Source organism: Streptomyces sp. NPDC026673, from assembly GCF_040638135.1.
GTDB lineage: Bacteria > Actinomycetota > Actinomycetes > Streptomycetales > Streptomycetaceae > Actinacidiphila.
This window is the reverse complement of sequence record NZ_JBEZXR010000071.1, coordinates 1-14,874: the sequence shown is the minus strand read 5'-3', so window position 1 is coordinate 14,874 and position 14,874 is coordinate 1. Positions and strand designations below refer to the sequence as shown.

8 protein-coding genes and 1 pseudogene are annotated in these 14,874 nt (G+C 73.3%); 5 read left to right on the top strand and 4 right to left on the bottom strand.

Features of this window, described 5'->3' with window-relative positions:
• Positions 1-6: 6 nt before the first annotated feature.
• From AB0F62_RS33605 to AB0F62_RS33590, 4 genes and pseudogenes are all read right to left on the bottom strand, one after another.
• Positions 7-2,733 (bottom strand): annotated as a pseudogene (locus tag AB0F62_RS33605) (multifunctional oxoglutarate decarboxylase/oxoglutarate dehydrogenase thiamine pyrophosphate-binding subunit/dihydrolipoyllysine-residue succinyltransferase subunit); the annotation flags it as partial.
• A 518-nt stretch (positions 2,734-3,251) separates the two neighbouring features.
• Positions 3,252-4,541, bottom strand: a complete 1,290-nt coding sequence (locus AB0F62_RS33600; protein ID WP_361808181.1) for a TDT family transporter — start codon at positions 4,539-4,541, stop codon at positions 3,252-3,254.
• 281 nt (positions 4,542-4,822) lie between these two features.
• On the bottom strand, positions 4,823-6,007 hold the full coding sequence (locus tag AB0F62_RS33595) for a low temperature requirement protein A (RefSeq protein ID WP_361808178.1): 1,185 nt from the start codon (positions 6,005-6,007) through the stop codon (positions 4,823-4,825).
• A 470-nt stretch (positions 6,008-6,477) separates the two neighbouring features.
• Positions 6,478-6,951, bottom strand: coding sequence for a MarR family transcriptional regulator (locus tag AB0F62_RS33590; RefSeq protein ID WP_361808175.1), 474 nt, complete (start codon positions 6,949-6,951; stop codon positions 6,478-6,480).
• A 106-nt stretch (positions 6,952-7,057) separates the two neighbouring features.
• Between AB0F62_RS33590 and AB0F62_RS33585 the strand changes: the two genes are divergently transcribed.
• The 5 genes from AB0F62_RS33585 (at position 7,058) to AB0F62_RS33565 (ending at position 14,771) form a co-directional block, all read left to right on the top strand.
• The gene (locus AB0F62_RS33585; protein WP_361808172.1) at positions 7,058-8,107 is read left to right on the top strand and encodes an LLM class flavin-dependent oxidoreductase; all 1,050 of its coding nucleotides are present in this window, start codon (positions 7,058-7,060) and stop codon (positions 8,105-8,107) included.
• A complete protein-coding gene (locus tag AB0F62_RS33580) occupies positions 8,100-9,128 on the top strand; it encodes an LLM class flavin-dependent oxidoreductase (protein ID WP_361808169.1) in 1,029 nt (342 codons plus the stop codon). Before AB0F62_RS33585 ends, AB0F62_RS33580 begins: the two co-directional genes overlap by 8 nt.
• A gap of 22 nt (positions 9,129-9,150) precedes the next feature.
• Positions 9,151-9,867 (top strand): NAD(P)-binding domain-containing protein, encoded by a 717-nt coding sequence (locus tag AB0F62_RS33575; protein ID WP_361808166.1) that lies wholly within the window; start codon positions 9,151-9,153, stop codon positions 9,865-9,867.
• A gap of 162 nt (positions 9,868-10,029) precedes the next feature.
• Positions 10,030-12,258, top strand: coding sequence for a hypothetical protein (locus AB0F62_RS33570; protein WP_361808163.1), 2,229 nt, complete (start codon positions 10,030-10,032; stop codon positions 12,256-12,258).
• A gap of 866 nt (positions 12,259-13,124) precedes the next feature.
• Positions 13,125-14,771 carry an alkaline phosphatase D family protein gene (locus AB0F62_RS33565; protein WP_361808160.1) on the top strand — a complete coding sequence of 549 codons (1,647 nt, stop codon included), beginning with the start codon at positions 13,125-13,127 and terminating at the stop codon, positions 14,769-14,771.
• Positions 14,772-14,874: the final 103 nt, after the last annotated feature.

The following is a 14,874-nucleotide window of genomic DNA, read 5'->3' as shown; positions in this document are numbered from 1 at the left end:
ACGCGGTCAGCGGAAGGCCGACGCCACGAGGTCCTTCTGCTCGCCTGCGTGCCGCCGGGCCGAGCCCACGGCGGGGGCGGGGGCCTGCGGCCGGCTGACCAGGTCGACGGGGCGGCCCGCCACGCGCTGCAGACGCGGCCCCACGAAGGACCAGGCCCCTTGGTTCTCCGGCTCCTCCTGCACCCATCGCACCTGGGCGTCCGCGGGGAAGCGCCCGAGTTCCGCGCTCAGTTCCTCCTCGGGGAAGGGATAGAGGCGCTCCAGCCGGACGATCGCGGTGTCCGTGACGCCCGCGTTCCGCCGCTGGGCGTCGAGGTCGTAGAAGACCTTGCCGGAGCAGACCAGCACGCGGCTGATCCCGGCGGTGTCCGCCGACTCGTCCGGTATGACCGAACGGAAGGTACCCGTGGTGAACTCCGACAGTCCGGAGGTGGCCGCCTTGAGCCGCAGCATCGACTTCGGGGTGAAGACGACCAGCGGCCTCTTGTGCTCGCCGAACGCCTGCTGCCTGAGCAGGTGGAAGTAGTTGGCCGGCACGGAGGGCACGGCGACGGTCATGTTCCCCTGCGCGCACAACTGGAGGAAGCGCTCGATCCTCGCGGAGGAGTGGTCCGGCCCCTGCCCCTCCAGACCGTGCGGCAGCAGCAGCGTCACCCCGGAGCGCTGGCCCCACTTCTGTTCGGACGACGCGATGTACTCGTCGACGACGGTCTGGGCACCGTTGGCGAAGTCGCCGAACTGGGCCTCCCACAGCACCAGGGCGTCGGGCCGGGCCAGGGAGTAGCCGTACTCGAAGGCCAGCGCGGCCAGTTCGGAGAGCATCGAGTCGTAGGGGGCGAAACTCCCGGCCCGCGGCCCGAGGGAGCTCAGCGGTGTGTGCTCGGTGCCCGTGCGCCGGTCGGTCAGCACGGCGTGACGCTGGCCGAACGTGCCGCGACGGGAATCCTGTCCGGCCAGCCGCACCGGAGTCCCGTCCAGCAGCAGGGAGCCGATGGCCAGGGTTTCCGCGGTGGCCCAGTCGATCGACCCGGCGTCCGGCATCGCGGCGCGCCTTTGGAGTTGCGGCAGAACGCGGGAGTGCACGGTGAAGCCCTCCGGCAGACCCGTCTGGGTGGCGATGACGCGCCGGGCGGTCGCCTCCGTGATCGCGGTCGGCACCGCCGGGGCTGCCGTCCCGTCCTCGGCGTCGACGGCGACCAGGTCGGCGTGCCGTGCGGCGTCCGCGGCCGGCAGCGCCCGGGTCTCGGTGAAGGCCCGCTCGAGGTGCCCCTGGTAGTCCCGCAGCGCGCCTTCCACCTGCCGCTCGTCGATGTCGCCCCGGCGGACCAGCGCCTGCGCGTACAGCTTGCGCACCGAGGGAGTGGCGTCGATACGGTCGTACATCGCCGGCTGTGTGATGGAGGGGTCGTCGACCTCGCTGTGCCCGTGGCGCCGGTAGCAGATCAGGTCGATGACGACGTCCTTGTGAAACGTCCGGCGATAGTCGAAGGCCAGGCGCGCGACCCGGACGACGGCCTCGGGGTCGTCGCCGTTCACGTGGAAGATCGGCGCCTCGACCGACCTCGCCACATCGGTGGCGTAGGTGCTCGAACGGCCGCTGGCGGGCGCGGTCGTGAAGCCGAGCTGGTTGTCGATGACGATGTGGACCGTCCCGCCGGTGCGGTAGCCGGGCAGCTGCGACATGTTGAGCGTCTCGGAGACGACGCCCTGACCGGCGAACGCGGCGTCGCCGTGGACGACGATCGGCAGCACGGGGTGCCCGTCCCCTTCCCCGTCCCCGTCCGCGGCCCCGTCCGCGGCCAGTTCCTGCCTGGCACGCACCACTCCCTGGGCCACCGGTCCGACGATCTCCAGGTGCGAGGGGTTGGCCACGACGGAGACGGCGATCGTGCCGCCGTCCAGGGCGCGGTAGGTCCCGTCCGCGCCGAGGTGGTACTTCACGTCGCCGGATCCCTGGGCGGATCGGATGTCGACCGCGTCCTCGAACTCGTCGAAGATCTCCGCGTAGGACTTGCCGATGATGTTGGCCAGGACGTTGAGCCGGCCCCGGTGTGCCATGCCGATGACGGCTTCCGGCACCCCTTGCCTGATGGAGCGGTGCAGCAGGGCGTCGAGGAGCACGATCGCCGACTCGCCGCCTTCGAGCGAATAGCGCTTCTGGCCGACGTACTTGGTCTGCAGGAAGGTCTCGAAGGCCTCGGCCGCGCCCAGCCGGTAGAGGATCTGCAGTTGTTCGGCGCGGTCGGGGCGGGGCCGGGGCGTTTCGACGCGCTGCTGGAGCCAGCGGCGTTCCCCGGAGGTCTGGATGTGCATGTACTCGGTGCCGACCGTGCGGCAGTAGAACTCCCGCAGGGAGTGCAGCACCTCGCGGAGCGTCATGGTGGCCCGCCCGGCGAACCCGTCGACCACGAACTCCCGGTCCAGGTCGTCGTCATGGAGCCCGAAAGCCGTGATGTCGAGCTCCGGGTGCGCGGTCTCCGGCTCCCTCGTGAGCGGGTCGGTGTCGGCCACCAGGTGGCCGCGCACGCGATACGCGTCGATGAGCGCGGCGACGCGGACCGCCTTGACCGCCGCGTCGTCCGGACCGCCCTGCGCGGTCCCCGTGCCGTTGCGCGCCTGCCGTCCGGCCGCGGGGGCCGGGGTGGCGAAGAGATCCCGCCATCTCTGGTCGACCGAGCCGGGGTCCCGCAGGTATCGCTCGTACTGCTCGTCCACGAGCCACTCGTTGAGGCCGAATTCCAGCCCCTGGAGCACCGGCACCCCGGTGCGTGATCGCGACGCCACGATGTGGATCGCCTTCTTCCTCATTCAGAACGACCATTGGAGGGATCGCGGCCGGAGAGCCCGGCGTACCGCGTCGTACCCGAGGCGCTTTCCGTTCGCATCCGTCGTGGAGGCGAACCTGTCCGGCCGTGTCGCACCCTCGACGCTATGACATCGTGAGAAGTGGGGAAGAGAGGTCGATATGCCATGGATGCGTCACATCAGGACATCACGCCGGGCGACGCCTCCGCCGGACCCCCGCAGCCGCCGCGGTCGCGCCTGGTCACCGTGCCAGCCGTCCCGAATCGAGGGCGGCCGTCCCGAATCGAGGGCCGGCGCCGGCACGGCCCGGATCCTCTGCGGCCCCGGCCATCGCAGGCGCCTCGTCCGCGACCCGGCGGAGTCCGCCGCACCGGTGCATCCACGGGACCCGCGCGGGGCCCGCGCCGGCTCGGCGTCGTCCTGGCCGGTGGGGCCGGCAGGTGGCGCTACGACGGTCCGGCGGTCGCTCCCGCGACCGGTGCGGGCGTGGCGGTGTCCTGGAGGGCGGGTGAGGTGCCGACGGCGTCCGCCGACGGGGCGGCGAGAGGCACATCGGCCGCGGAATCGGGGCGGTCGGCGGCGTCCGGTACGGTCGCCTCGCCGGTCCTGGGGTCCGGCTGCGCGGGCCCGGAGCGGGCGTGCGCGGCGGCGGACCGGCGGCACAGGTGCACGACGCCGTGGCGCAGCGAGCGGCCGGCCACCACGACCCAGGCCGCGACGAGCAGCGCGTAGAGCACGACGGTGGTCCAGATGAACGGCTCGGATCCGGTCCGCACCGCGAGGGCGCCGGTGGCGGTCACGCAGGCGCCGACCGGGAAGATGAAGGACCACCAGGTCGGCGCGAACGGCAGCCCGGCCCGGATCGTCCGCACGGTCAGCCCTATGGCCAGCGCCATCCACAGCATGGCGAAGCCCCACACCACGAGACCCGCCAGCAGCGCGAAGACCGCCGTGCCCCGCGCGTACGACGCGGGCAGCACGCCCGGCGCCACCACGGCCAGCGCGCCCAGCGCCGTCACCGCCTGCCCCAGTGCCCCCAGGCCGATCCACACCGTCGGCACGACCGTTCCGGTGGGCGCCTCGTGGTGCACCAGACGGCCGTAGATCATGGCGATCACCAGCAGCGCCGCGATGAGGCCGAGCCCGAGCATCGCGTAGCAGCCCAGCAGCAGGGCCAGCCGCGGCTGTCCGGCCGGCGTGTGCGGTACGAGCAGCGCGCCCGTCGCGGCGGAGACCATGGGCGGAACCACGGGCATCAGCCAGCCGCCGAACGCCGCGTCCGGCGCGAAGCGGTGCCGGGTCACCATCAGGTACGGCACCGAGCAGGCCGTGACGAGGCCGAGCACGGTGCCGACCGACCAGAGCACCCAGTCCACCGCCAGCGCCGCCTCGAGCCCGATCAGCCGACGGCCGAGCAGCAGCGCCCCGGCGCCCACCGTGAGCAGCGCCATCGGCGGCGCACCGAAGAACTGCGCCACCACCGGGTCCGCCGCGTGCAGGCGCAGCGCCCGCTGCCGGAGGTAGCGGACCGCCAGCAGCACCAGCAGGACCACGGCGCCCAGCCATACCGCCAAGGCGGCGGTCCGCAGCCCGGGGAAGCTCCGGGGCAGGGTGACCGCCGCGTTGGCGACGATCCCGGTGCCCATCACGGCCGCGAACCAGCTGGGGCCGAGCGACGGAGGCGTTTTCCTTTTCACCGCGGGCGGCGAAGGGCGGACGGACAAGGTGGAGTTCATGTCCCAAACCCTATGGTCGGGTTCGGGCGGCACTGTCGATCATGTCCTGATGCGAGGGGCCCTTGGCACACATCGAGCAACCCGCCCGCGGTGACGGCCGCGAGGCACCGACCCGGCCGACCGCGACCGCCACCGGGACGCCCCGTCCACCCCACCGCACGAGGGCAACTGCCCTTGCCGTGACCAGGACGAGCATGCCGTGCCGTACCCCGCTCCGCGGGGAGGGCGGCCACGCGGACATCGGGGCTGGGAGTGAGGGGGTGCCGCGCGGCCCGGGCCGCTCACCGCGCCGGCGCCCCGGCGGGGCCGCGGTCGCCCAGGACGACCGTCGCCGCGATCAGGAGCGCGGCGACGACGCCCGACACGAGGACCGGGGCCGGAGTGAACACGGCGGCGAGGATCGCCAGCACCGCGAGCGCGTGGACCACGTCGAACGCGGAGAGCCGTTCGACGGCCCGGCGGTGCAGGAGCCACACGCACATGATGAAGGCGGCGACCGGGATCGTGTAGGTGGCGGCAGCGGCGTGGTCCGTCAGATGGCCGTGTCCGGTGGTGTGGGCGACGTTGACGGCGAGCCCGGCCCCCACCGCGGCGGCGGAGGCGAACACCGCGTAGTGGCCGTAGCTCCACAGCATGGCCGTGGTGAAGCTGTTGAGGCGGCGGGAGGCGTTCTGCGCGAAGTACAGCCACCACAGGGCGAAGACCGTGAGGGTGCCGCCCAGGACCAGGGTGGCGATGTCGCCGAACGTCGCATCGGTGTCCAGAGCGGCGCGTACGGCGCCGGCGGCCGCCGTGATGGACTCGCCCAGGACGATGAGGGTGAACAGGCCGTAGCGTTCGGCGATGTGCCGGGGGTGCCAGGTGGTGCGGGTCGCCCGTTCCGCCCAGACGGGAACGCAGAGCTCGCCCAGCACGAGGACCAAGTGTGCCCCGAACCGGACGTCCTCGGGCAGCGCGAGATTCGCCAGCCAGCCGATCTGCACCGCGAGGATCCCAAAGGCGTACCGCAGACAGGTTCGGCGTCGCTCGGGATCGGCGCGGGCCGCCCGCAGCCACTGGCTGACCATGGCCAGCCGCATGAGGACGTATCCCCAGGTGATGATGGTGTAGTCGCCGTGCTGCAGAGCCGCGGCCGTACCCGCGGACATGACGAGGGCGCCGGTGATCTGCACGACGGTGAGCAGCCGGTACGGGATGTCGTCCGTGTCGTAGGCGGAGGCGAACCAGGTGAAGTTCATCCAGGCCCACCAGATCGCGAAGAACACGAACCCATAGCCGAGGATGCCGCGACCGACGTGTCCTCCCGCCAGTTCGTGTTCGAAGGCGGCGGAGGTCTGGGCGACGGCCACGACGAAGCAGAGGTCGAAGAAGAGTTCCAGCGCTGTGGCGGTGCGGTGCCTCTCGTCGGCGACCCGGGCGACCATCCGCCGTCGCCATGCCGTGGCGGTGGACTGCGACTCGTTCATGTTGGTGTGGTCCCTGCGATGCGGTGGGAGGCGTTGCGAGGAGGCCGGTGTGGCGCCGCGCACGGCCGGCGCCCGGAACGGGGGCGAACCGGCAGGGGCGTGGCGAACCGCTCCCGGCCCGCCGCCGCTGCGCGAGGAACCCATGCCCCGGCACGCGTGGGGGCGCGCCTCATGAACCGAGGTACGTACCGCGTCCCGCGCCCGCTCCGGGGCGGGCTCGTGGCGGAACAGGGTGGGCAGCCGCCTCCGCCGTCGCCCTCGCGACAGGGTCGAGCATCGGTCCGCTCATGACACATTTCCTCGAATTCCTCGGTACAGGGCCCTGCTTCTCTCCCTGAGACCGGGCATCCGGCGTTTGTGTGACACGCCACCCGATGCCATGCCGGAAATACGAGGAATCTGCCTTTCGTCCGCCCGGCCGCCACCGAACGGGACGGTCGGCGGCGGGGCGGGCGCGGCGCGGGGACGCCTCAGGAGGCGTCGCAGGCGTCCAGCCGGGTGCGCAGGGCCGCGGCGATCTCGCCCGCGGCGGCCATCTGCTCGGCCGTGAGGGGATCGACGAACAGTTCCCTGACGGCGCTCAGGTGGGGAAGCGTGGCCCGCCGGAAGGACTGCGCGCCGTCGTCGGTGAGCAGGACCTCGGCGCCGCGGTTGTCGGTGGCGCACTCCACGCGCCGGATCAGCCCGCGCCGTTCCATGCGTCCGAGGTGGTGCGACAGACGGCTGCGCTCCCAGCCGACGGCGGCCGCGAGTTCCGAGGACCGCAAGCGGTGCCCCTCCGCCTCCTGCAGCGCGAGGAGCACGGCGTAGTCACCCGGTGACAGCGAGGAGTCACCCTGAAGGCGCGATGCCAGCTGCGAGCGGAGCCGCTCCGTGGTCTCGATGAAGTCACGCCAGATCTGCAGTTCTTCAGTGGTGGGCAGCAGCCCGTGCCGGCGTTCCATGACCGCCCCCTCTATTTGACACGTCAATCATACCGATGCATGCTTGACGCGTCAATCACATTACCGCCAGGACGGTCGGCCGTTCCGGAGGTGGGAGGAGGGGGCCATGACACCCACGGACTTCGAACTGGGCCTGAACTCGTTCGGAGAGATCGCGACGGACGACGGCCGCGTGCTCGGCGACGCCGAGACCGTCCGGCTGCTCGTCGAGGAGGCCGCACTGGCCGAGGCCGCGGGGCTCGACGTCTTCAGCGTCGGCGAGCACTACCGGGAAGGGCACATGGACACCGCCACCCCCGTCCTGCTCTCCGCGATGGCCACCGCCACCGAGCGCATCAAACTCGGCACCTCGGTGACCGTCCTCAGCACCAACGACCCGGTACGGCTCTACCACTCGTTCTCCACGCTGGACGCGGTGTCGAACGGACGGGCCCAACTCGTCGTCGGACGGGCGTCGGTCACCGAGTCCTTCGCGCTGTTCGGCCACGACGTCGCCGACTACGACCGGCTCTTCGACGAGAAGCTCGACCTCTTCATGCGCCTGCAGCGGGAGGAGCGGGTGACCTGGTCCGGCACCGTCCGGACCCCGCTGGCCGACCAGCGCCTGCGTCCCCGGATGCGCGAGGGCGGCATCCCCACCTGGATCGGCGTGGGCGGCAGCCCCAACTCCACGATCCGCGCCGCCCGGTACGGCCTGCCGCTGATGCTGGCCATCATCGGCGGCCGCCCGACGCGCTTCGCCGGGCACGTGGACCTCTACCGGCGGGGCCTCGAGCAGTTCGGGCACCTGGCCCAGCCCATCGGCCAGCACTCACTGGGCCTGGTCGCGGACACCGACGAGGAGGCGGCCGACACCTGGTGGCGGTACTGGGAGCCGGTGATGACCGCACTCGCCCGGGAGCGCGGCTTCTACAAACCCACACGCAAGCGCTACGAGGAGGAGATCCGCGACGGCGCGCTGTTCGTCGGCTCTCCCGAGACCGTGGCCCGCAAGATCGCCCGAACGGCCCGCGACCTGCACCTGAGCCGCTTCGACCTCAAGTACGACATCATGCACCTGCCCCGCCAGGCCCGCGCCCGCACCATCGAGCTGCTGGGTCGCGAAGTGGCGCCGCTGGTGCGCGAACTGCTCACGAAGGAACCCGCTGATGTCTGATCTCGTTTTCGGCCTCGACACGTTCGGCGACGTCCCACAGGACGACTCCGGCGCCACCGTCTCCCACGCGGCCTCGATCCGGCAGGTCCTCGACGAGGCCGTCCTCGCGGACCAGATCGGCGTCGACGCCATCGCCCTCGGCGAGCACCACCGCCCCGAGTACTCGGTGTCGACCCCGGAGACCGTGCTCGCCGGCATCGCCACCCGCACCGAGCGGATCCGGCTCGGCTCCGGCGTGACCGTCCTCAGCTCCGACGACCCCGTCCGCGTCTTCCAGCGCTTCGCGACCGTCGACGCGCTCTCCAACGGCCGCGCCGAGGTGATCCTCGGGCGGGGGTCCTTCACCGAGTCCTTCCCGCTGTTCGGCTACGACCTCAGCGACTACGACGTGCTCTTCGAGGAGAAGATCGAGCTCTTCGCGAAGCTCCTCGACGAGAAGCCGGTGACCTGGAGCGGCACCACGCGGGCGGCGCTGAAGGACGCGGACGTCTTCCCGAAGACCGAGTCCGGCCTGACCACCTGGGTCGGCGTCGGCGGCTCGCCGCAGTCGGTCGTCCGCACCGCGCGCTACGGCCTCCCGCTCATGCTCGCCATCATCGGCGGCTCCCCCACGCGCTTCGAGCCGTACATCGACCTGTACCGGCGCGCGGCGGAGCAGTTCGGCACGACCGCCCACCCGGTGGGGATGCACTCCCCCGGGTTCATCGCCGACACCGACGAGGAGGCCCGCGAGGGCTTCTGGCCGGGCTACAAGGTGATGCGCGACCGGATCGGCAAGCTCCGCGGCTGGCCCCCGGTCCGCCGCGAGGAGTTCGACGCCGAGATCGAGCACGGCTCCCTCTACGTCGGATCGCCCGAGACGGTCGCCCGCAAGATCGCCCGAGCCGTCGGCGACCTCGGCGTCGGCCGGTTCGACCTCATCTACACCGTGGGCCCCCAGCCGGTCGGCGCCCGCATGCGTGCCGTCGAGCTCTACGGCACCAAGGTGATCCCCATGGTCCGCGACATCCTCGCCGGCTGAAGCCCGAAGGAACGGAGACGACATGAACCCCGAGGGCGTGCGCACCATCGGCATCCTGGGCGCCGGGAAGGTCGGGACGGTACTGGCGCGGCTGGCCCTGGCCGCCGGGCACCGCGTGCTGGTGGCGGGCTCGGGCGACCCCTCCGTCATCGCGCTCACGGTGGAGGTCCTCACCCCGGGCGCGGTCGCGGTCACCGCCGCCGAGGCCGCGGCCCGGTCCGACATCGCGATCCTCGCGCTGCCGCTGGGCAAGTACCGCGGCATCCCCGCCGAGGCGCTGCGCGGCAAGCTGGTGATCGACGCGATGAACTACTGGTGGGAGGTCGACGGCGTCCGCGACGACCTGACCGACCCGCGCACGTCCTCCAGTGAGACCGTCCAGGCCTTCCTGCCGGATTCGCGCGTGGTGAAGGCGTTCAACCACATGGGGTACCACGACCTCGAGGACGGGGCCCGGCCCGCCGGAGCGGACGGGCGCAAGGCGATCGCCGTCGCCGGTGACGATCCCGCCGGCCTCGCGGAGGTCGCCGGTCTGGTGGACGCCCTGGGCTTCGACCCCGTCGTCGCGGGCCCGCTCGCCGAGGGCGTCCGCCTCGAACCGGGGACCGAGCCGTTCGGCGCCAACGTCGACAGCCGTGAACTGGCCGCCATGCTCGCCCGCTTCCCGGACACCGAGCGCGGGCGGGTCGTCGCAGAAGCACGGGCGGCGCGGGACTCGCGAGTGCGGACGGGCGGTTGAGCGCGCGGGCCACGCCGGCACGGTGACGCCCACCGAGCCCGCGGGGGAGCACGGTCCGGAGTCGCCCCGGGCCGGTGGGGAGGAGGCGGTCGGCCGTGGGCCGGCCGCCTCCTCCCCATGAAGCCCCGGGCCCCGTCGGACCCGTGTGCCAGGATCCGCGGCATGGATCTCACCGCCGCGTTCGCGGATCTGGACCGGGTCGCCTGGCCGGAACTGCGCCATGCCTACGGCCCCGCCGAGGATGTCCCCGCCCTGCTGCGCGCGTTGACCGCCGCGGACGAGGAGGTCGCGGAGGAGGCGGAACAGGAGCTGTGGAGCAGCATCGTGCACCAGGGCACGGTCTACGAGGCCACGCTGCCGGCCGTGCCCTTTCTCGCCCGCCTCGCGGCGGCGGGTGTGCGCCGGGTGAACCTGCTCGGCGTGTTGGGCGCCATCGCCGGGAGCACGGACGAGCACGGCCTGGAACGGCCGGGCGCGGCACGCACGGCGGTCGTCGGGCAGCTGCCGCTGATGCTGCCCCTGCTGGCGGACGCCGTCCCCGAGGTACGGCAGTGCGCGGCATGGGCGGTGGCCCAGTGCGGGCGGGAGGCCGGCTCGGCCGCCCGGGCGGCGTTGTGGCGGCGCTGGGAGTCGGAGACCGATCCGATGGTACGGGCGGACGTGCTCACCGCGCGCGTCCTGATCGACCGGGAGGCGGCCGGCGAACTGTGCGCGGCCGCACTGCGCACGGCGGAGTCCCCGCGCGTACGGGTGGCGGCGCTGCTGGCCGCCGTGGACACCGGTCGCCCGTGGACCGGCGAGCTCGCCGCCGTCGTGGCGGAGTTGGCGCCCCTGGCGCGGCACACGGAAGGCGGCCAGTGGCAGAGCCAACCGCTGCAGGCCCTTGCGGTGGGCCTGCACGGGCGCGGTGACGCCGAGGCGACGGTCGAGGTCGTCGTCGCGGCGCTGGACCGCGCGGCGGCGGCCGTGCGCGCCGGTGCGGATGCCAAGGCGTCGGCCGCGGAGGCGACCTGGGCCGCCGAGTCGCTCGCGCTGCGCTCCAGGACCGCCCCGGGCAGACTGCTGCCGGCGATGCTGCCGCTGCTCGACGCCCCGGACACCGCCGACGATGTCATCACCGCGCTGCGCGACTGGGCCGAGCCCGCTCCGCGCGCGGTCGCGCCACTGGTCCGCCTCGCCCAAGGGGAGGGTGAGTCCGCCGACCGGGCCCTGGCCGCCCTCGTGACGCTGGGGGCGCCCGAGGCCGCGGATCTCCTCGCACGGAACCTGGAGGACCGGCCTCTCGCCCTGGACGCCGCCTTCCGGCGCACCACGCGACGGCGGCCGGCGCCCCTCCCGTGCACCCCGGCACTGCTCGACGCGGTCCGCGCGGGGCTGGCGGCCGACACCGCCGCGCCGCGCGAGCGCCGGTCCCTGATGGCGCCGGGCGGTCTCGCGGCCGCCAACAGGCCGGTCCATCTCACCGGTCTCCTGGCCGCCTGGGGGCCCGCGGCCCGGGCCGCGCTGCCCGAACTGCTGGCCGCGCTCCCCCATCACCCCCTCCCGATCGGCCGGGCGCTCGCCGCCGTCGCCGACGCCGAGCGCGACCCCGAGGCCGTCGTGGCGCTGCGGGCCCGCGCCGGGGACGGCTCCCTGCCGGACCATCAGGCCGCCGCGGCGGCGCTCCACACCTTGACGGGCGACGCCACCGCCCTGGTCACCGTCCTGGGTCCGGCACTCGGTGAGCCGAACGGGGCACGCGACCGTTGCGTCGAGGCCGCCGCCTCGCTGGGCGGGCAGGCGCGCCCGCTGCTCCCCCGCCTCCTGGCGCTGCTGGCCGAACCGGCCGAGACCCGGGGCACCGTTTCGGCGGTGCGGGCGGGGCTGACGGCGGCCGCCGCGGTCTGGGAGCTGACGCACGACCAGGAGTGCGTGCTGCCCATGGTCCTGGAGGGCCTGACCTGGGCCGGCAGACCCCGGGGCGATCAGGCCGCGAACCACGCGGCCCGGGTCGCCGTGCTCCTCGGCCCCGCCGCGCGGCCGGCGGTCCCGCACCTGCTGCCCATGATCGACCGCCCGGGCACGGCGGCGACCGCCGCGCGGGCACTGGTGGCCGCGTTCCCCGGCAGCGACCGCCCCGCCGGTGTCGGCCTCACCGACCTCGTCGACCGTGTCCTCCCGGCGGCGGGGCCGGGCGCGCATCTCCACTCCGCGCTGGCCGCGCTCGAGGCCCTCGCCGCCCTCGCCGCCCTCGGCACCGCGGCGTACACCCCGGTCCAGCGGGAACACGTGCGGCTGCTCGCCGACGGGGAGCGCCGCATCGTGGGGTCGGGCAACCAGACCGAGATCATCCGCAACGACGAGGAGTTCCGCGTCGCCGCCCGAGAGGTCCTGGCCGGCCTGAGCCGCTGACCACCACGCGTCCGGTTCGGCCCACCCTGCCGACCGGACGCGCGGCTCCCCGGCGACGTGCCGTACGCGTCCGCGGCCAGGTCCGGGACGGCGCGACACGATCCCGTCGAAGTGTCACCGGGCCCGGGCGTTCGCCACCGCCTACCGGGCCCGCCACCGCAGCGCACCGGGCCCGTGGGCCGCGGAGGCCTACGACGCGGTCCGCTTCGCCGCCCACGGCCTCGCCTCGCCGGGCGTCGACGGGCGCGCGTCCCTGCGGGCGGAACTCCTGCGCGCGCCCTGGCAGGGCATCACCCGCCGGCTCAGCTACGAGAGCCAGTCCCAGTACCTGGAGTCCGTCCAAGACGGGGGGTGGTTCCTGTACCACGTGGAGGACGGCAGGGCACGCTTCGTCTCCCGCCACGACGACATCGGCAAGAGCACCTGACGCGACGGTCCCATGCCCCGGCACGGGCCCGGACCGGACGCTTTCCCACAGGTCCGGCCCGCAGTCGTGACGAGGCTTCGCAACGTCCCGTCGGCCGGTGCGTGCCGCAATGCTGAGGAACCATCACCACCCTGCCGCACCCGGGCTCTTGGGCCCCCGCTGGGGGTCCGCGCCGTCGCGTCGCCGACGCCGCCGCGAACGGACATTCCCGCGAGAGTGACGCATCCACAACGCAACACCGACAAGCGGGATGCAGGGAGCCCGGTGAACTCCCGTGAAGTCCGGTGAAGTCCGCGAGGTCGGCCAATGGCCATCTCGCATCCATGCACACGCCAACCATCCGGCAACTCCCCGCCGCCCTGCACCACTGCAATGCCCTGGCAACACCAAAGTCCGGGCCCCACGGCCGTACTTCGCATGTCAGGGAGTGGGCACGCACATGCAGCCTTCCGCCTCATCCTCTCCGTCCGGGCACGCCGCCGAGCTGCGCGCCGCCGCACGCCACCTCGACCGACGCCGCTTCCTGACCGTCACCGGGGCCGCGGCCGCGCTGGCCTTCGCCGCGAACGTCCCGCTCGGCGGCACCGCCGCGGCGGCCGAGGCGAGCGCCGTGAAGATAGCCGAGAACCCGTTCACCCTGGGCGTCGCCTCCGGCGACCCGCTGCCCCATTCCGTGCTGCTGTGGACCCGCCTCGCCCCCCGCCCGTACGAGAGCGGCAGCGGCCTGCCCCAGGCGCGCTTCACGGTCCGCTGGGAAGTGGCCCGCGACGAGCGTTTCGCCCACGTCACCCGGCGCGGCACCGTGGACGCCCACCCGGAGTTCAACCACGCCGTGCACGTCGAGGTCGACGGCCTCGACTCCGACCGCGTCCACTACTACCGGTTCCGCGTGGGCCAGTGGGTCAGCCCCGTGGGCCGCACCCGCACCGCCCCCGCGCACGGCGCCCGGATCACCGGCATGCGCCTCGCGGCGGTGTCCTGCCAGGCGTACCACGACGGCTACTTCACCGCCTACCGCCACCTCGCGGACGAGGACCTCGACGCGGTCTTCCACCTCGGCGACTACCTCTACGAGTACGCCGTGACCGCGACCGGCGGCGCCCGCGCCTACACCGACCGGCAGCTGCCGGAGGTCTTCAACCGCGAGACCGTCACGCTGGAGGACTACCGGCTCCGGTACGCCCTCTACAAGACCGACCCCGATCTGATGGCGGCGCACGCGGCGCACCCCTTCGTCGTCACCTGGGACGACCACGAGACCGAGAACAACTACGCGGACGACATCCCCGAGAACGACGTGCCCCCGGAGGAGTTCCTGCTGCGCCGGGCCTCCGCCTACCGGGCGTACTGGGAGAACCAGCCCCTGCGCCGCAGGCAGCTCCCGCACGGCCCCGACGCCCAGCTCTACCGGCGCCTGGAGTTCGGGCGGCTCGCCCAGTTCGACGTCCTCGACACCCGCCAGTACCGCTCGAACCAGGCGTACGGCGACGGCTGGCAGGTCCCCGGACCGGAGTCCCAGGACCCGGCCCGCACGATGACCGGCGCCACCCAGGAGCGCTGGCTCGTCAACGGCTGGCGCGCCTCGCGGGCGACCTGGAACGTCGTCCCCCAGCAGGTCACCTTCGCCCAGCGCAAGGACCGCTCGACCGCGGACTTCAAGGTGTCCATGGACTCCTGGGACGGCTACCCCGCCTCCCGGCAGCGCATCCTCGACGGCTGGGAGGCCGCCGGCCGGGACAACCTCGTCGTCCTCACCGGCGACGTCCACGTCCACTACGGCTTCGACATCAAGAAGGACTTCGACGACCCGGCCTCGAAGACCCTCGGCACCGAGATCGTCACCACCTCGATCACCAGCGGCAAGGACGGCTCCGACAAGCCGTCCAACTGGGCCGCGTACATGCAGGCCAACCCGCACCTCAAGTTCTACAACGGCCGCCGCGGCTATGCGACGGTCACCCTCACGCAGGACGCGGCGCGCACCGACTTCAAGACGGTGTCCGCGGTGACCACGCCCGGCGCCCCCATCACCACGGCCGCCTCCTTCGTCACCGAGGCCGGCAACCCGGGGCTCACACCCGCCTGATCCCCTGACCCCGCGGGGCGGGGGGGGGCGGGCGCCGGCCGGGGACCGGCCGCCCGGGCGCGACCCGCCCCCGCCACCGCGCGGCCGCGGGCCTGATGGGGAC